Below are 17595 nucleotides of genomic sequence, written 5' to 3'. Positions count from 1 at the left end.
GAGCGAAGTCGAAGAATCTGTTGTGCCCGCCACCCAGCTTGGTAATCGCCATCGCACCCCATCAGCAACAATATCCAAGGAGGAACCCCTTGCCTAAAATCGAAGAGAAACTCAAGAAAATGGGCCTCACCCTTCCCGACGCTCCCACCCCCATGGCCACCTACGTCCCCACCGTCCGCACCGGCAACCTCGTCTTCATGTCCGGCGTCGTCCCCCGCGGCGCCGACGGCAAGCTCCTCGTCGGCAAACTCGGAGCCACCATGACCGTCGAACAGGGGTACGCCGCCGCCAAAGGCTGCGCCCTCGCTCTCCTCGCCAACCTCAAAAAAGAAATCGGCGACCTCGATAAAGTCGTCCGCATCGTCAAAGTCCTCGGCCTCGTCAACTCCGCCCCCGACTTCACCCAGCCCCCCGCCGTCGTCAACGGCTGCTCTGATTTATTAGTCGAACTCTACGGCGACACCGGCCGCCACGCCCGCTCCGCCGTCGGCGTCGCCGCCCTCCCCGCCGGTGTGCCCGTGGAGGTCGAGATGGTGGTGGAGGTCAGGGGGTAGCCGACGCTGAGGCAACCCAACCAACACTATAACAAGTATTGACCAAAACGGCCTATCTCCCTCCTACTGGTAGAATCTTGTACCTTTTGCAGGAGAGTTTATGAAAGATGGTATAGAGTTTTCCCAATGGTTTCCTTGGCAGAACAGGAAATCTGTTCCAGGTTCAAACGTGGGGGGCGTGTATCTAATCGCCAGATTCCCAAGTGGTCAGATTCCAAACGGGCCTGCAAATCCATTAGAAGAGAATGTACTTAATATTGGAGAATCTGGAGGTCCGACTCGAGATGGCGAGAGGTCTTTTCGTTGCTTGGTCGAACGCTGGGATCAGTGGGATAAAGCAGCGCGCACTGGGAGAAAAGGATATCACCGCGGCGGGAGAAGGTTTTTTGAGAGCGGTTTCCCTCCTCCGCCTCATAACTTGTTTGTGGCAGCCTTACAATTCACAATGCCCTCCGCTGAGGAAGTTAACGCCTATGCGCAAGAGTCTGGACTGGAAGGGATTGATATTCCGCACGCACTAGTTGCTATTCGTTTTGGTCACTGGTTTCTAGAGGTAGAAAGGGATCTGCTGATTAGCTACCACAATGCACACGCGCGCTTACCACACTGTAACAAGGAAATTCCGCATTTAGTCCTACCGGTTCGGCGTGAGTAAGGGGTAGATACTTCCTACCCCCACCTCTCCTTCACCCACCCCTTCTCGTACGGCGTCCAGAAATTGAACCGCACCCACAGCTTCTTTATAAACCACCGTCCCTTTACCTTCACGTAGTCCTCCTCGTATCTCCCCGACACCCACTTAGCCTGTCCTGAGCCTGTCGAAGTGGCCTGCCCTCCCTCCGTCACGGCCTGGAACAAGTACCACGTCCCGTGCGCCTTCTCCCCCTCCACCTCAATCATCGGGTTCATCACCATGTGCACCGCGAAAGGCACCCTCTGGTGCCCCCGGCTAAAGAACTGCCGGATTGCCTCCCGCCCGTGGTTCACACCCCGAGGCTCCCCGTCCCACACCCCGTCCTCGGTAAACAGGCTGGCGATGCCCTCGGCGTTATAGTTGTCGTCGCAATAGGCGCAGTACCGCGCCTTCAGCCTCTTGATGGCCTCTATATCCTCCAGCCTCTCAATTCGGCGCTCCATGTCATCCAATGGCATCTCTATCACCCACTTAACTTATTGACCAGAGATAATACTCGACATGCCCCATCGCTGACCACCTCTGAGTAGTGACATCTGCCCATTGATTTAAGCTTGCGGGTTTGCCTATCCCAATTTTGTAGGGGCAAGATCGCTCCACCACCGCTATTTGCCTATAAAATGTGGAGGCCGATCTATCGGCCCTCGCCCTTCCCCCTCCCTTTACGGGTTTCGGATTCGTTTGCGATTCGTTTGTCAAATAAAAAAGATGTTAATGCTTTTTTACCGCCCGCAAAACAAGACGAGTCCCCGTAGGTTGTTTCAGTTGTTTTTGGCAGGATTAGGCACAAAAGCACCCCCTTTTTGGAGAAACAATTGCCCCACAATCCATCATTGAGTCTTGAGCGCCTTAACTTAATCCAATACGAAATCCCGATGACAATCGGGAGGGGCAGGCCGACGCGTCGGCCCTCCGGACCATAAATGTAGCGGCGGGTCTGGGAACCTTTATCTATTCACATCATCTACTGATAGACCCACCCTTCCCCCATACATTATCTTCAGGATCAACTATAAACCACTAAAACGACTCCGCGCCTAACTCGTGCCTAAATATTCGAGTCGATCTGAGAAAAAATCGCAAAACGACTCCCCTGAAACGAATTGTTGGTCAGGCTCGCCATATCCCGCCTCCCTCCCTCTCACCTCCCCAGGTGCTATAATCTGCGCCACATACTATTATTCAATCGGCGCAGTCCGACAAGCCGGACCCCCATCACCACTCCCAGGGAGGCCGCCGTGATCCAGCAGGAACGCCTCGTCAAGACCTTCTGCGACATCGTCCGCATCGACAGCCCCTCCGGCGAAGAAGAGGCCGTCGCCCAGGACCTCGCCCGGCGACTCAAGGCCTGGGGCTTCACTATCCTGCGCGACGCCCACGGCAACCTCATCGCCAACGAGCCCGGCGACAACCCCCTCCTCCTCTCCGCCCACATGGACACCGTCGAGCCTGGCCGGGGCGTCAAGCCCCGCGTCGTCGAAGGCCGCATTATCTCCGACGGCGCCACAATCCTCGGCGGCGACTGCAAGGCCGGCCTCGCCGCTATCCTGGAAGCCCTCGAGTCCCTCCACGAGGAGCGCAAAAAGCGCCGTCCCGCCCAGCTTGTCTTCACCCGAGGCGAGGAGCTGGGCCTGGTCGGCGCCAAGTATCTGGACATGTCCATGCTTAAAGCCAAAGAGGGCGTGGTCTTCGACGGCAACGGCCCCGTCAGCAAGATCACCACCGCCAGCCCCACCTACATGAGCCTGGACGTGAAGGTCACAGGCCGCGCCGCCCACGCCGGCGTCGAACCCGAAAAAGGCCTCTCCGCCATCCGCATCGCCTCGGACATTATCACATCGCTGCCCCAGGGCCGCCTGGACCAGGAGACCACCTTCAACGTCGGCACGATTAAGGGCGGCAACGTCCGCAATACCGTGCCCGACAACGCCGTCTTCGTCGGCGAGTTCCGCAGCCGCAACGTCGAAACCCTGGACCTCCTCCGCCTTCAGACCCTGGAGGTCATCGACAAGGCCCGCAAAAAGTACCGCGACGCCAAAATCGAGGACGAGCTGAAGGTCGAATTCCAGATGTACGCCCTATCGCCCGACGACCCTATGGTCGCCCGCACCACCAAGCTTCTCACCGGCATCGGCCTCCGCCCCGACCCCGGCCCCTCCGGCGGCGGCACCGACGCCAACGTGCTAAATCGAGAGGGCATCAAGTGCGTCGTCGTAGGCATGTCCACCAACGAGATGCACACCGTCCGCGAGCACGTCTACATCAAAGACCTGGTAGACACCGCCCGCTTCTGCCGCGAGCTATTAGTGCAGCGCTAATAGGTAGTGCGGTCACGTCATTCCGACCGTAGTGGAGGAATCTCAACGACACATCCGCTACCATCACACCCCAAGTTCACGAAACAAGATCTCATTCTGTCATTACTATGAAAAGAGTCCAAATTCCGATCTTTGTCTCCTGTTTTACCTTCTCCCCCTCGATGGGGGAGAACAGACGCCGTCCTGAGCCTGGCCGAAGGAGGGGGTTGTGGTATTTCTTTTTTCTCTTCCCCTTCTTCCAGCAGGCTGTACCCAGTCCCGATGCAGTCGGGGAAGAAGGGGCCAGGGGAAGAAGGTATCCCACTTATGGCGAGGTACCTTATCTGCATTAAGCATCTTGACAGGGAAAATACAGGGGCGATCTGGCAGGGTATGGTAGGGAATTCTACGCTTAAACCCTACCGCCGGTACTCATCCCCACAATCCCCAATAAGCCCGTACAAGTCCTTGGACTGCGAAATCACATCCTCAATCCGCTCCCTGTCCTCCCCATCCAGCCCAAACCCGAAAACCCTGGAGTTGTCCGACAGGTTGTCGCTAAGCCCCAGCCTCGCCCCCACCATCGCCCCCACCACGGCGGGCCTGTCTAGCACCCACCGCACCGCCACGTTGGCGATGCTCACCCTGTACTTCCCCGCCACCTGCTTCAACACCGATAGAAGCTGCTGAAAGAGCGTCCACCCTCCCCAAACGTCCACCATCTGCTTGTACTTCTGCAGGCTCACCGTATCCAACTCCCATCGAGACGGCTCCGGCCTCCCCAAGTACCTCTCCGACAGCAGCCCGCCGCAAAGCGTCCCATAGGCTAGAAGCTGGACTCCCCTCTCTCGGCAAAAGGCCGCCATCCTCACCTCTGGACGACGGTCTATCAGCGAATACTGCACCTGATTGGACACTATACTGATGCCCTTGGCGGTGATGATCTCCAGATGCTCTGTATCAAAGTTAGTCAGCCCCAGATGCCGTATCTTGCCCTCACTCGCCAGGTCAGCTAGCCGCGCCAGCGCATCCAGATACCGATGGTCGTCATACTCCCACCAGTGGAACTGCAGCAGGTCCAGCCTCGGCGTGCCCATCCTCCGCAGCGACACCCCCACGGCTTTCTCCACCACCTGCCGGATCATCGGCCCCGGCGGCGGCACCCACTTGGTGAACGCTTGAATGTCAGCCAACACCTCTTCACCCCGCGATGCCGCCAGCCTGCGCCTGAACTGACCGATGAAGTCTTCGGCGGGGCCGTAGTGGTCGGCCAGGTCCCAGGTAGTGAATCCGGCGTCATGGTGCCGCTCCATAGCATCCAGCGCAGCTTTGGGGTTGATGGGGCCATGAGCGCCCGACACCTGCCACATCCCGTTCAGCACCCGGCAGATGCTAAGGTCGTCGGTGAACTGAAGATAGGCGGAATCGGGCAGAGGCATAGACAGTGCTGCTACAGGTTGAACTGCGGCTCCGTCCAGTTCTGCTCCTTCTTGTAAATCTGCACCCGCATCCTCTGAGTCTCCACCACCATAATCCGCCCGTCATCCCCCGTGGCTATCGCCGTCGGACGATTGAACCGCCACTCCATCTCCAACGTCTTCATCCGCATCCGCGCCTTCACCGCGTCCGGGTTCGACTTCACCCGCGCCTCGCCCCACTTGGACAGCCTCTCCGCGTCGCCCACAAACGTCGTCACATACCCGCCCTTGGCGTCGAAGACCTCCACCTTGTGGTTCCACCAGTCGCAGATATACACGTCGCCATCCTTGTCCACCGCCACCGCGCTGGGCCGCTGGTACTGCCCCTTCCCGCTCCCTACCGTCCCAAAGGTCATCAAATACCGCCCGTCCGAAGTGAATTTCTCGACCCGGTCGTTGCGCCAGTCGGCGACGTACACATTGTCGTCCTTGTCCGTCGCGACGCCCCACGGGTGCCGGAACTGCCCGTGCTCCTCCCCCAAGCCGCCCCACATCGCGATGTGCTTCCCTTCTTTGGTCAGCTTCTGTATCCGATGGTTGTCATACTCCGACACGTATACGTTCCCCCGGCTGTCCACCGCCAGGCCCGTCGGCCCATTTAACTGTCCCTTCCCTGACCCCTTAGCCCCGAACTTGTGGAGGAACTTGCCATCCTTGTCGAAAACGCTGACGCGATGCAGCCACTGATCGGAAACGTAGATATTCCCATCACCGTCTCGCGCAATGCCCGCGGGCCACACAAAGTTGCCGTTGCCTTCTCCAAGGTCGCCGAAGTCCTTAATCCATTCCTCCTGGTGCCAGTCGTTGCCCACGTCCGCTACGCTGACATGCGGCACCGGCTGCAACTCGTCCGGCTGGTTCAGCACGTAGACAACATTCCCCGGCCCTCTTACAATCCCATTCGGATAGTGAAACCCCGTCTCCGACACTGCGTTGTTCCCTACACAGTGCGAGTAGTTAAAAACCCGGCCCTTAGACAATATAGTCTGCATTGTTAACCTTCCCTTTGTGTATCCCTACCTTGAATGGCTGGTGTTAATTGAGGTTTACGCCCAGGATAAAAGTGCTGCCGGCCACAAAGAAACTTCCTTCTCCCCTTGTGGGAGAAGGCGCAGGTTGAGGGGTGAAACCCTGGAGCTACGATGCTTTATCAATGCCGACCTTCCATGCTGCGTTTATCCCTTCCTCTCACGAAGGAGAAGCCTTAGTTAGAGGACCAACTTAGCAGAACTGGTACTCCCGCGTCGCCGCGATAAGCTGCAACAGCTCACCCACCCTAGACGCAAAAGCCGCCCTCGCCTTCTCCGTCGCGCCCCGCCTGATCGTGCCCCCCTGCTTCACATGATCGATAAGCTCCTGCCGCGTCGTCGCTTCTAACGTCAGCGGCCCTAAAAGCTCCAGGCATCCGTCCACCAGCTCCTCCGCCGTCAGGCTGTGCCGGGTCTCCAGCCTATCGACTATCGACTTCACCCCCGGCAGGTCGGTCTTGCCAAGCCAGTTGGCCGCGAAGTTCACCCGTCGCACCAGCGCGCCGCTGTCGATCCACTCCGCCCCCGTATGCCACCCCTCCACGCTGGGCGGGTCCAGCAGCGCCTGCCCCTGATACCTGGGCTCCTGTCCAATCTCGCCGATGCCCGGCCCGGGGAACCGGTAGTCCCCCACGAACCGCATAACGCCGGTCACCAGTTCGGCGGGACTTTTGACCTTGCTGAACCACACCTTCTCGTCCTTGAAGAAGTCCGAGTTGAAAAGCACCCGCAGCGTCTGTCTGATATCCCAGTTGGTGTCCATAAGCGTCGACGCCAGGATATTGATAGCCACCGAATCCTTGGGAGGCACGTCCAGCCATGACGGCACCTGCACCTCGTCTGCGACGAAGAAGTTGTACATATGACGCGCCACGAACCGCGCTGTGGCCGGCTGTTTGCAGATGATGTCGATGATGTCTTCGCCGTTGAAGTTGCCCTTGTGCCCAAGGAACATCTTCTCCTCATCGTCGTGGTCGTCGGCCTTATACTCGAAAATCCACGGAAAGCGCTGGTAGGGCATTCGAGGCAGGCTGGGCTGGATGGTCCAGCCGGTGAAGGCGCGGGAGGCTTCCTTCACATCTTTCTCTGTGTAGTTCCCCTGGCCCATGGAGAACAGCTCCAGCAGTTCCCTACCCCAGTTCTCATTGGGCGCGCCCTTGTGGTTTTGCAGGTTATCAAGCCAGAAGATCATGGCCGGGTCTTTGGCCAGTCTGACCAACAGGTCTTTATAGCTCCCCATCCCGTGCTTTCTAAACATCTCTATCTGCGCCATAACCACCGCGCAGTGGTCGACTTTAGCGTTGCCCGTGGCGAAGACGCAGTGCCAGAACAGCGCCATCTTTTCTTCCAGCGGCCTCGGCGATGTTATCAGCCGCCACGTCCAGTCCAACTGGCCGTTCAGCGGGTTGCCCCCCGCGTTCTCCGACGCCGGGTGGTGTCGATAGAGTACGTCCTCGTCGGCGTGGGCAATGCCGTGGCCCTCCGGGTCCACCAGCTCCTCCACCGTGGCCTCGTACCCCGCGGCCACCCGCCGCTCCAGCTCCTCCCGCGTCGCTCCAAATCCCGCCCGCCGCATCAGATGCGCCATCAGCGCGATGTCTTTGCCGGCCATAGGTGTGCCTCCTGGGGTAGCTCTGGCCTGATGATAGGCAGACGCCTTTGGAGTGTCAAGAAGCTCTATTTTGAGCGATTAGATAGTGACAAGATGTCCTTGATGCAAGGTAGGGCCAAGTGTATGATGAATCTCAGGCCGCCATGTCCACCCAACACCAAATCACCCGGGGAACCCAAAAGCCTATCCGAATTCTAGGCTTGCCCCTGCAATTCGTGACCGTGCTGATTATTACCCTATCGTTGGTAATCTTCTTCGGCGGTTGGGCCGCCCAGAACAGCGTCGAGGGGCGTCAGGTCCGGTTCAACCCCTCTATTACCATGGAGACCGGTGGCATTGCTGTCAACAACGCCGAGGCGGAAAAGGCCTGGTGGGAGGAGGCTGCCCTTTTCGTATGTCCTGTCCACTAGACATAACTAACGACCCGCCGCCGGCAGGCGGCTTTTTTATCGCCTATGTTAGCTTTACACGAAAACTCGGTGTACCCCTGGTCCGGAAGCAGATATGAGGCGTAACATCTCGACGGGGGCCCTTGGGCCTGCTCCCATCTTGTTCTCCCCCTTCGGCCTGAAAGGCGAAGGGGGAGTTAGACGCCGTCCTGAGTATGCCGAAGGAGGGGGTTGTGGTTCCTTATTTTCTCTTCCCTTCCCGAAGAGGAAGGGGCTAGGGGATGGTGGCCTCGAATGAGACCAACACCCCACTCCCCGTGCAAAGCCACCTATGTTCAGAAAATCCAACGGCCATAAGGCCGTCGCGGCCACGGCCCCGTACCCGCCTACCGACCGGGCAGTGTACTGGCACTACGCCTGGGTCATCGTTGCCATCGTCTCCGTTATGCAGATGGTCGGCGCCTCCACCCAGATGGCCTTCGGCGTCTTCATCCAGCCTCTCAGCGATAATTTCGGCTGGGGCCAGGGATCTATAACCCTGGCCTACGCCATCTCCAGCATCGTCACCGCCCTGGCGTCGCCCCTGGCGGGCTGGATGGGCGATCGTTACGGCGGACGAAGGACCCTGGCCCTGGGCAGCATCCTCTTCGTTATCGGCATGGTGCTGACCGGCATAATAAACGAGCTGTGGCAGCTCTACTTGGCCTTCGGGTTCCTCATCGGCATCGCCAAAGCCATATTCCTGGTGCCGCTGATTCCTGCCTCCATGGCCTGGTTCCGACGGCACCTGGGACTGGGTATGGGAGTGGTCATGGCGGGATGGGGGGCCGGGCCGGCCCTCGTCGCGCCCCTCATGGGCTGGATGATCGGCGACCTAGGCTGGCAAACTCTTTCTGGGTCACCGCCGCCTGGTCCGGCGCCATCATGGCGATTATGGTGCTGCTCTTCTCTTCCGCGACCGCCCTTCCGACATCGGCGCCCTCCCCTACGGCGCCCGGCCCACCGACCCTCCCGAGCCGCCCCGAACCCCCGACAAGGTTCGCGCTAGGGTCTACGCCGGCTACATGCGCAAGACCGCCGCCTTCTGGAACATGTCCTCCATCCACTTCCTCGGCTGCGTCGGCCACGCCATCATCCTGGTCTATCTCATACCCCTGGCCGTTCAGGAAGGTATATCCCTGGTCATGGCCGCCAGCCTCCTGACCGTCATGTCCGGCGTCAGCGTTATATCCCGCCTCCTGACCCCCATGCTCTCCGACCGATACGGCCCTAGGCTGGTAATGTCGGCTTGCTATTTCCTCCAGGGCGTGACCGTCTTTATCCTCTTCTGGTCCCACGACCCGTGGACCTTCTACCTCTTCGCCGTCGCCTTTGCCGTCGGTTACGGCGGTGAGTCTGGCGGCTTCCCCATCCTCAATAGAAAATACTACGGCCATGCCCCCATGGGCAGCCCCTACGGCTTCCAGATGCTGGGCGCGGGCCTTGGCATGGCCCTGGGCGGCTGGGTCGGCGGCGTTATCTTCGATATGACCGGCGGCTACGAATGGGCCCTGGTTATCTCCATCGCCGCCAGCGTCGGCGGGGCTATTAGCATCCTTCTCCTGGAACGCACCGACCACATGCTTATCCCCGAATGGGAGAAGCAAGCGGCACACCAAGCCAGCGTAGCCGCCCAACCCGCCGCCTCCCACATGGCCGCCGGCGACTCCTAACGCCTGGCGATAATTGAGGTTTGTGTGTCAGATAACAGTACGGACGGCCACCCAGGAACTTCCTTCTCCCCTTGTGCCTGTCCCGAGTACCCCCGAGGGAGGAGAAGGTGCAGGATGAGGGGGAAACCCTGGAAGCACAATACCTATATCACCACCAACAAACCCAACGGTTCGTCTCTCTCAATCCAGAAGAATTATCACAACCCATCTTGAAGAAGGGAGTTAGAGAGGTGGCAGTTCGGGTATGTGGGCTGCTTATTACCACTCACCTTCCTAAGCCTATCCAGGACTCTTCGCCTCCGCAGGCGCCGAAGGTTCCGTGGGTTCGCGCAGCGCCGTCGTCGGGACAAGCACGCTGATCCACCCCGCCAGAATAAGCCCGCCGCCCGTAGCCAGGGCCAGGGGGGCGCCATACCAGCTCGCCAGTGCGCCATATATAAACCCGCCCACCGGCGTGAACCCGTATATGAACCCCACCAGCCCCAGCACCCGCCCACGCATGGCATCGTCGGACATAAGCTGGAGAGTGACGTTCAATGTCGAATCGTAGGCCACCAGGCTGGTCTGTATCAGCCCCGCCAGGATTAGCGACGTCGCGTACCACGGCGACAGCCCAAAGAGGATGAGGCTTACGCCCACCACGGCGCTGAAGACCAGCAAAATCAGCCCTTTGGCCCGGAAGTCCCCCAGGCTCCCCATGAACACCGCCCCTACCAGCGCCCCCACACCCCCTGCCGCCGACAGGAATCCCAGCCCCACACCACCTACATCCAGGACATCCCGCGCTACCACCGGCAGCATGGTCTGATGCGCAAACCCGAAACCCTCGATAAGGACCGAGAATCCCAGAATCCGTCGGATAGTCTTGTGTCCGCCCACATATTGCAGGCCCGCTTGCAAATTGGCGAGCATGGACTGTCGCGAGCGGACGCCTGAAGCCTTGGTCTTGATGAACGACAGCGATATAGGGCTGCAGCCGTATGCCCCCGCGATGACAAAATACGCGACGTGGAGGCCTATGGTGTCGATGAGTACTCCCACAACCACCGACCCCACCAGCTTGGCGATATTGAAGGCCATGTACTGGCTGGCGACAGCATTGAGCAGCCTCTGCCGCCCGACAATGTCGAACAGCAGCGTCCCGTTGGACGGCAGCACCGTCGCGTGAAGCAGCCCCTCGATTACCGCCACCGCCAGCAAGTGCCACAGCTCAATGCTGTCCAGGGCCACCAGTAGGCCTATGGCGAAGAGCATCAGAGCGCGAGTTGTCTGTACCCCTTGCAGCACCCGCCGCCGGTCGAACCGGTCCGCCACCACCCCGCCCAGCGGTCCAAAGCCAATCTGTCCAATGCCGCGTATCCCCGTAACCGCTCCCACCCAGAAGGCCGAATCTGTGATCTCCAGCACCAGCCACCCCTGCGCCAGCATCTCCATGCTCATGCCTATGGAAGCCAGCACGTTGTAAGTCCACAGGCGGCGATAGTCCGCTATGTGGAATGAGACCAGCAGTCGTGCAATAGGACCAGGCTTTGGCGTCGGCTGAGGTGTGCTTGAAGGACTAGAGGACGCCACCGCGTCCTCCTTCAGATTGCGATAATGGGATTGTGGAATCCAATTTCATGGCCGTCAGCCATAATACGCTGACGTGTGATTATCGTCCACACGCCTCATACCCGCTCTACCTACCCTACCAGGAATATAGATGATGCCTTTATGACCGCCCATAACTGCGCCCCGGGCTTTATACCCAGCTCCCTTATGGCCCCCTGGGTCACATGGCATCGCAGCGGCGCGCCGCAGTCCAGCGTCACCTCGTACCCAGCCCCATGCGCCTCCACCGATACCACCCTCCCAGGCAGCCGGTTTCTCGCCGACAGGCCCTTCGGCTCCTCCGACGCTAGTATAATGTCCGACGCCCTGATGCCCAGGGTAACCTTCTGTCCCCACCTCGCATCCGACAGCGGCGCTTCCAGCCTGAACACACCCCTGGCGCAGGTCATGGTCCCCTCCATGGAGTGGGTTTCCTCCACCGTCATCTCGATGAGGTTCTCCACGCCTGTCAGCCGCGCCACCCTGCTCTGAGTCGGATGCCCCAATACCTCTACCGGTTCGCCTTGTGCTGATACCCTCCCATTGTCCATCACTACTACAGCGTCCCCCATCGCCAGCGCCTCCTCTTTATCATGTGTGACCAGGACCACCGGCACGCCGGCCGCTCTGAGGACATCCCTGAGCTCCGTACGCAGGCTCCGTCGCAGCTCGGTGTCCAGCGCTGCGAAAGGCTCGTCCAATAGCAACGCCGCCGGTGTCGACGCCAGCGCTCGCGCCACTGCCACCCGCTGCCTCTGCCCCCCGGACAGCTCCCACACCCGCCTCCTCTCCATTCCCTGCATCTCGAACTGCTGCACAAGTTCTCCCACTCGTTCCTTCCCCTCCGCTGCCTTCTTCCCGTTCAGCCCGTACGCAATGTTTCCTGCCACATCCAGGTGAGGAAATAATTGGTAGTCCTGCGGCACGTATCCAACCCTCCGGAGGTGTGCTGGCAGCCAAACGCCCCGCTCATGGTCAAGCACAACTCTCTCCCCAATCTCGATTCGCCCCTCACGAGGCCTTATCAGCCCGGCGATGGCCTTAAGCGTCAAGCTCTTTCCCGACCCGGACGCTCCGAACAGCACTAGTATGGACCCCGCAGCCGCCTCCAACCGGCTTTCCAGGCTGAAGCCGCCAGCGTTATGCCGTATCCACCCTCGAATCATCGCCGCCCCCACATCGGCGCGCGATAGACCAGCCGCAGTCCCAGTAGGAACACCGCCGAGATAACCGTCAGCATCACCGCCAGGGCCAGCGCCGCTGGGATGTTGCTCTCCATGGCGCTCAGGATAGCCAGCGGCATGGTCTGGGTCTCGCCGATGAAGTTGCCGGCAAACATAATAGTAGCCCCGAATTCGGACAACGCCCGCGCCCAGGCCAGCACCGCGCCCCCCGCCAGCACCGGCCACGCCATCGGCAGCGTCAACCGCCAGAAGGTCCGCCACGGCGATACCCCCAGCGTCTGCGACACGTCCTCGTAGTCCCTCTCTACCCCCTCAAACCCTATCTTGGCCGCTCGTATGTAAAAAGGCGCTGACACGAATATCTGGGCGAAAAGCACCGCCACCGTGCTGAAAGAAATAGTCACGCCTATGTCCTCCAGCCCCGGCCCCAGCAACCCTCGACGACCAAAGGCCATGAGCATAGCTAGCCCTGCTACCACTGGCGGCAGCACTATTGGCAGTTCCACCAGGCTGTCTACCACTCGCAGCGTCCAGTGCCGGCTGCGGGCCAGAAGGTAAGCAAAGGGCGTGCCCAAGACCACGATTATCGCCAGGCTTATAGCCGTGGTAATTAGCGAGAGCCTCAAAGACTGGTAAGCGATAGTGCTGGTGAAACTATCCAGAAAGTTCTCCTCGCCCACAGCCTCCACAATCAGCGACACGATCGGTAGTCCGATAAACGCCAGGTACAGCGCCATCACCAGTCCGCCCAAGACCAGCAAGGGGTTCATAACCCGCAGCCTGCCCGCGACGCCGTTCGTCATGATAGCGCCCCGCCAAACCCATGCTTGGACAGAATACTCTGGCCCTCCGCCGAGAGAACAAAGTCGATGAAAAGCTCAGCGGCAGTCTTATGGGCCGCTCCCTTCACTGCCGCCATAGGGTAAAGGGCAATGACGTTATAGGAGTCTGGTATATCTATCGCGTCCACCCTTGACCGAATCTCCGGCGTGACGTCGGTGGCATATACAATGCTGGCGTCCGCTTCGCCCAGTGCCACTTTCGACAACGCCTGCCGCACATTCACCTCCTCCGACACCAGGTTCCCCAGCGCCCTCCCTTCGAACCCTTCCCCAAACCGCCCCGACGCCCCCATCTCTGCGATGGCCTCTCGCGCGTACCCGCCCACCGGCACATCTCTCAGCGCCAGCACCAGCTTTACCCCCGGCCTAGCCAGGTCTTGAAGGCTGGCAACCACATCGCTCCCCTTCGGCGTCACCACCACCAGCCGGTTAGACGCGAACAGCACCGGCTCGCCCTCGATGACGCCGAACCGAATAGCCGCCTCCATCTGTTGCTCGTTTGCCGAGGCGAAAACGTCCGCCCTGGCTCCTTGCTCGATTTGCGTGCGCAGCGTCGGCGTTCCCGCGAAATTGTAGGTTACGGCATATCCGAGGTGGACCTTTTCGAAGGCGTCTTTAATCTCAGTAAATGCCTCGGTAAGCGAAGACGCTGCGAACACCATCAAGTCGCAAGAGGAGCGCGACGTGGGAGCGCATGTAGCTTTGATTAGAGAAGTGTCCGGTGTCTGTGCTTGTGGCGTGCCTTCGAAAGAGCATGCTAAGCCCACGATAAGCGCCGCTAGCGGCAGTAGTGTCCTAAGTGTCACGTTTCTCGTTACAGTAAAGTCTGCCAGACCAAGAGTATACGATACCCTTTCAACTTGCTTCACACCTCTAGCTTCCTGCCCATCCACTTTTTTAGACGTTGCGCTTTTGCTTTTGTCAGTATCGCGGTATATCCTTGCAGCGTTTTACACCTCCCGATAAATCCACCCCAGGGGGTTCGCCATGCGCAGCATAGACATCCATGCCCATTTCGTGCCTCCCGCCTACTGGAACACCGTCGACCAGGGCAAGAAGTGGCACGGCATCGGCCTGGAGCGCGACAAGGACAACGTCGAATGGCCCGTCCGCGGCCCCTACCGCAACCGCCTCTGGCCCATGGACCGCCACACCCTTGAGGAGCGCATCTCTGATATGTCCTCCAAGGGTGTGGATGTGCAAGTCCTCTCCACCATCCCAGCCTGGTACTACCCGGAACCCGATGCCAAGGAGATAGTCGGCCTGCACAAAGCCTGCAACGATGAGGTCGCCAAAGCCTGCAAAGCCTACCCCCAGCGCTACGCCGGCCTGGCCATCATCCCAATGCAGGACGTCAAGCTAGCTATCACCGAGCTTGAGCGTTCCGTGACAAAGCTAGGCTTGAAGGGCGCTATGATTTCTGACCACATCCGCGGCAAGACTTTAGAGGAGCCCCACTTCCGACCCTTCTGGAAAGCCGCTGAAGAGATGGGCGCGCTTATCTTTATCCATCAGGGCGGCCCCACTGTCGTGGACGGGCGCACTCGGAAGTACCATCTGCCCAACAGCATCGGCAACCTGGTGGAGCGCTCCATCACCTACGCCTGCCTGGTCTTCGGCGGCGTCATGGACCAGCACCCCAAACTCAAGGTCTGCCTGGCCCACGGCGGTGGCTATGTCTGCTACGGTGTCGGGCGTATGGACGCGGGCTGGCGAGTGCGCCAGGAGACGCGAGGCACCACCAAGAAAACCCCCAGCTCCTACCTCCGCAAGTTCTACTACGACTGCCTCACCCACAGTGAGGCGTCCCTCCGCCTCCTCATCGATACCGTCGGTGCCGACCGCGTCGTCCTCGGCAGCGACTACCCCGCCGACATGGGCATCGACTGGCCCACCACTTGGATTCTTAGCATGGACAGCCTGACTCGGGAAGAGAAGGAAAAGATTTTGTACAAAAACCTGGAGAAACTTCTGAGTATCTAACCCTTTAGTGAATATGCATATCAATATGTTCCCCATTCCTCCAATGGAAACTCATCAGTACGCCTCTAGACACTCGCCCTTCCGCAATCGTGGATGGGGGCCACTGAGGTCTGGTTCTCCCTCTTCTCCTACTGCAAAGGAGAAGAGGGAGTTAGACGCCGTCCTGAGCCTGGCCGAAGGAGGGTGATGAGGTGATCTTAATTTCTCTTCCCCTTCCAGCAGGAAGGGGTCAGGGGATGGTATCCCGGTTGAGAACAGGGCCGGTTTTTCTTGTGCCCCAGGATTAGATAAGGAAGAGGTGCCATAATGCGAGCCATCGACATCCACGCCCACATGAGCCCCAAAGCCATGTTTAAAGTCATCGACCAGGGCAAAGAATGGTACGGTATGCGGCTGGAAAAGGACAAAGAAGGGAACCACTACCTCGTCAACGAGTTACAGCGCACCGGCCCTCAAGGCCCCAAAGCTAGGTTCACCCCCCAGCAGCGCATCAAGGACATGGACAAACTAGACGTCGATGTGCAGATGGTGTCTATAGCCCCTGCCCTTTACAACTACCACATCAAAGCTGCCGACTGCCTATCGATGTGCAAAGAGGTAAATGACGAGATCGCCGGCATGGCTAAGGACAACCCCAAGCGTCTCGCCGGCGTCGGCACGCTGCCCCTTCAGGACGTAAAGCTGTCGATAAAAGAACTGGAACGCTGCATGAAAATCGGGCTGAAGGGCGCTGAGGTCGAGACCAACGTCAACGGCAGCACCTGGGACGACCCCAAATACCTTCCCCTCTTCAAAGCCGCCGAGTCACTGGGCGCACTGCTCTTCTTCCACCCCGCTAACTCGCTCCTTCTGCAAGAGCGCACCCGCAAATACTACCTCGGCAACACCATCGGCAACACCGCCGAGGACATCCTGGCCGTCGCCGCCTTAATCTTCGGCGGCGTGCTGGGAAAGTGCCCCAACCTGCGAGTCTGCATCGCCCACGGCGGCGGCCCCGCCTGCTTCGGCATCGGACGAATGGACCGCGCCTGGGCCGCCCGTCCGGAAGCCAGGGTTAACATCTTGGACAAGCCCAGTTCCTACCTCCGACGCATGTACTACGACTGCCTCACCCACAGCGAGGCCGGCCTCCGCCTCCTCATCGACACCGTCGGCGCCGACCATGTAGTCCTCGGCAGCGACTGGCCTGCTGACATGGGCCTGGAGTCCCCCGTCCAGTGGGTGATGGACATGAAGAGCCTTACGAAGGCGGAGAAAGAACGAATCCTCTGGAAGAACCTGGAGGAATTGCTGGTAGTGTAGAAAACACCAGTAACATTTGTTAACATATACTGAGCAGATGTAGGAGTCTATTCTGATAGTTGTTGATGCTACGGTACTTATAGCACTATCAAAGATTAGGCGGCTGGAGATCCTCCAAAAACTCTACGGAGAGACCCTTATCAGTCCCGCGGTTAAATTCGAGGTCATAGACCAGGGGAAGAAAATTAGAGCAAAAGAAATCTCAGTACTAGAGGCAGCTTTATCAGCCGGTTGGCTACATGAAACTGAGCTTACAAAGCGCGAGATGCAACTGGCAGAAAAATTTGCCAGGAACACCAGGCTTCACATGGGTGAGGCAGAATCTATTGGCGTGGCGGTGAGTCGAAGGATATGGCTTGCAGCAGACGACTTAGAAGCCAGAGCCACCGCGAAAGCGTATGGGGCCAAAGTAATTGGAACTGCGGGGATTTTGCTCCAAGGGCGGTTCAGCAACAAGATGACTCTAGGAGAACTGGAAGTCAGTATTCTGGATTTAAGCGGAATTTTGTGGATATCTCCAAGTGTTATAACTGAGGTACTCCGCCGAGCCAAGGAGTGAAGTAAATGAGAAAAGAGCGCATGGTAGCCTCAAGGCTTCCTGAGGAATTGTTACGTGACTTAGAAACTATAGAAAGTGTGGAGCAGACAGATCGTTCCACCACAGTAAGAAAACTTCTTGCGCGGGCTGTCGGCGACTGGAAACTTAGCCATTATGCCTCTCTCTATGGCAAAGGCAAAATATCCATGGCACGTGCCGCCCAGGAATCCGGCGTTTCTATTTGGGAGATGATGGAATACGTCAGACGAGACAAAATAGCCGTGCAGTATGATTTGAAAAACCTAAAGGAGGATTTGGAGACCCTGGCGGCAAGCAAAGACTAGGTTCGTTGACATCCCCCGCACCTCAATCTAATATTGGGCCAGAAGAGC

18 protein-coding genes are annotated in these 17595 nt (G+C 58.9%); 10 read left to right on the top strand and 8 right to left on the bottom strand.

Annotation, left to right across the window (positions count from 1 at the left end; all coding sequences use genetic code 11):
- Positions 1–119: 119 nt before the first annotated feature.
- Positions 120–554, top strand: coding sequence for a RidA family protein (locus FJ320_01370; protein ID MBM3924630.1), 435 nt, complete (start codon positions 120–122; stop codon positions 552–554).
- A gap of 100 nt (positions 555–654) precedes the next feature.
- Positions 655–1209: a hypothetical protein gene (locus tag FJ320_01365; protein MBM3924629.1), complete on the top strand. Its 555-nt coding sequence runs from the start codon at positions 655–657 to the stop codon at positions 1207–1209.
- Positions 1210–1223: 14 nt separating this feature from the next.
- Here the strand turns inward: FJ320_01365 and FJ320_01360 are convergent, their stop codons facing one another.
- On the bottom strand, positions 1224–1706 hold the full coding sequence (locus FJ320_01360) for a nuclear transport factor 2 family protein (GenBank protein MBM3924628.1): 483 nt from the start codon (positions 1704–1706) through the stop codon (positions 1224–1226).
- A 645-nt stretch (positions 1707–2351) separates the two neighbouring features.
- On the opposite strand from FJ320_01360, the gene FJ320_01355 reads away from it, so the two are divergent.
- Complete coding sequence (locus FJ320_01355) at positions 2352–3566, top strand: M20/M25/M40 family metallo-hydrolase (GenBank protein MBM3924627.1); 1215 nt, start codon at positions 2352–2354, stop codon at positions 3564–3566.
- A 398-nt stretch (positions 3567–3964) separates the two neighbouring features.
- Here the strand turns inward: FJ320_01355 and FJ320_01350 are convergent, their stop codons facing one another.
- The 3 genes from FJ320_01350 to FJ320_01340 form a co-directional block, all read right to left on the bottom strand.
- Positions 3965–4984, bottom strand: a complete 1020-nt coding sequence (locus FJ320_01350) for an aldo/keto reductase (protein MBM3924626.1) — start codon at positions 4982–4984, stop codon at positions 3965–3967.
- 11 nt (positions 4985–4995) lie between these two features.
- Complete coding sequence (locus tag FJ320_01345) at positions 4996–6015, bottom strand: hypothetical protein (GenBank protein MBM3924625.1); 1020 nt, start codon at positions 6013–6015, stop codon at positions 4996–4998.
- A 229-nt stretch (positions 6016–6244) separates the two neighbouring features.
- Entirely contained in the window at positions 6245–7663 is a 1419-nt protein-coding gene (locus tag FJ320_01340) for a DUF1800 domain-containing protein (GenBank protein MBM3924624.1), read from the bottom strand.
- 200 nt (positions 7664–7863) lie between these two features.
- On the opposite strand from FJ320_01340, the gene FJ320_01335 reads away from it, so the two are divergent.
- From FJ320_01335 to FJ320_01325, 3 genes are all read left to right on the top strand, one after another.
- A complete protein-coding gene (locus tag FJ320_01335; GenBank protein ID MBM3924623.1) occupies positions 7864–8073 on the top strand; it encodes a hypothetical protein in 210 nt (69 codons plus the stop codon).
- Positions 8074–8383: 310 nt separating this feature from the next.
- A complete protein-coding gene (locus FJ320_01330) occupies positions 8384–9100 on the top strand; it encodes an MFS transporter (protein MBM3924622.1) in 717 nt (238 codons plus the stop codon).
- Positions 9101–9116: 16 nt separating this feature from the next.
- Complete coding sequence (locus FJ320_01325; GenBank protein MBM3924621.1) at positions 9117–9764, top strand: MFS transporter; 648 nt, start codon at positions 9117–9119, stop codon at positions 9762–9764.
- A 279-nt stretch (positions 9765–10043) separates the two neighbouring features.
- Here the strand turns inward: FJ320_01325 and FJ320_01320 are convergent, their stop codons facing one another.
- The 4 genes from FJ320_01320 to modA form a co-directional block, all read right to left on the bottom strand.
- Positions 10044–11375, bottom strand: a complete 1332-nt coding sequence (locus FJ320_01320) for an MFS transporter (protein ID MBM3924620.1) — start codon at positions 11373–11375, stop codon at positions 10044–10046.
- 71 nt (positions 11376–11446) lie between these two features.
- Entirely contained in the window at positions 11447–12520 is a 1074-nt protein-coding gene (modC, locus tag FJ320_01315) for a molybdenum ABC transporter ATP-binding protein (protein MBM3924619.1), read from the bottom strand.
- Complete coding sequence (gene modB / locus FJ320_01310; GenBank protein ID MBM3924618.1) at positions 12517–13341, bottom strand: molybdate ABC transporter permease subunit; 825 nt, start codon at positions 13339–13341, stop codon at positions 12517–12519. Before modB ends, modC begins: the two co-directional genes overlap by 4 nt.
- On the bottom strand, positions 13338–14042 hold the full coding sequence (gene modA / locus FJ320_01305) for a molybdate ABC transporter substrate-binding protein (protein ID MBM3924617.1): 705 nt from the start codon (positions 14040–14042) through the stop codon (positions 13338–13340). Before modA ends, modB begins: the two co-directional genes overlap by 4 nt.
- 325 nt (positions 14043–14367) lie before the next feature.
- Here modA and FJ320_01300 point away from each other — a divergent pair, with 325 nt between their 5' ends.
- The 4 genes from FJ320_01300 to FJ320_01285 all read left to right on the top strand — a co-directional run bounded on the left by FJ320_01300 (position 14368) and on the right by FJ320_01285 (position 17547).
- Positions 14368–15363, top strand: a complete 996-nt coding sequence (locus FJ320_01300) for an amidohydrolase (GenBank protein MBM3924616.1) — start codon at positions 14368–14370, stop codon at positions 15361–15363.
- A 306-nt stretch (positions 15364–15669) separates the two neighbouring features.
- Entirely contained in the window at positions 15670–16665 is a 996-nt protein-coding gene (locus FJ320_01295) for an amidohydrolase (GenBank protein MBM3924615.1), read from the top strand.
- Between the two features lie 265 nt (positions 16666–16930).
- Positions 16931–17224 carry a hypothetical protein gene (locus tag FJ320_01290; protein MBM3924614.1) on the top strand — a complete coding sequence of 98 codons (294 nt, stop codon included), beginning with the start codon at positions 16931–16933 and terminating at the stop codon, positions 17222–17224.
- 5 nt (positions 17225–17229) lie between these two features.
- Positions 17230–17547, top strand: coding sequence for a hypothetical protein (locus FJ320_01285; GenBank protein MBM3924613.1), 318 nt, complete (start codon positions 17230–17232; stop codon positions 17545–17547).
- The last annotated feature ends 48 nt before the right edge of the window (positions 17548–17595 follow it).

Source organism: SAR202 cluster bacterium (assembly GCA_016872285.1).
Taxonomy (GTDB): Bacteria; Chloroflexota; Dehalococcoidia; order Lucifugimonadales.
This window is presented reverse-complemented; position numbering and strand designations above follow the sequence as displayed.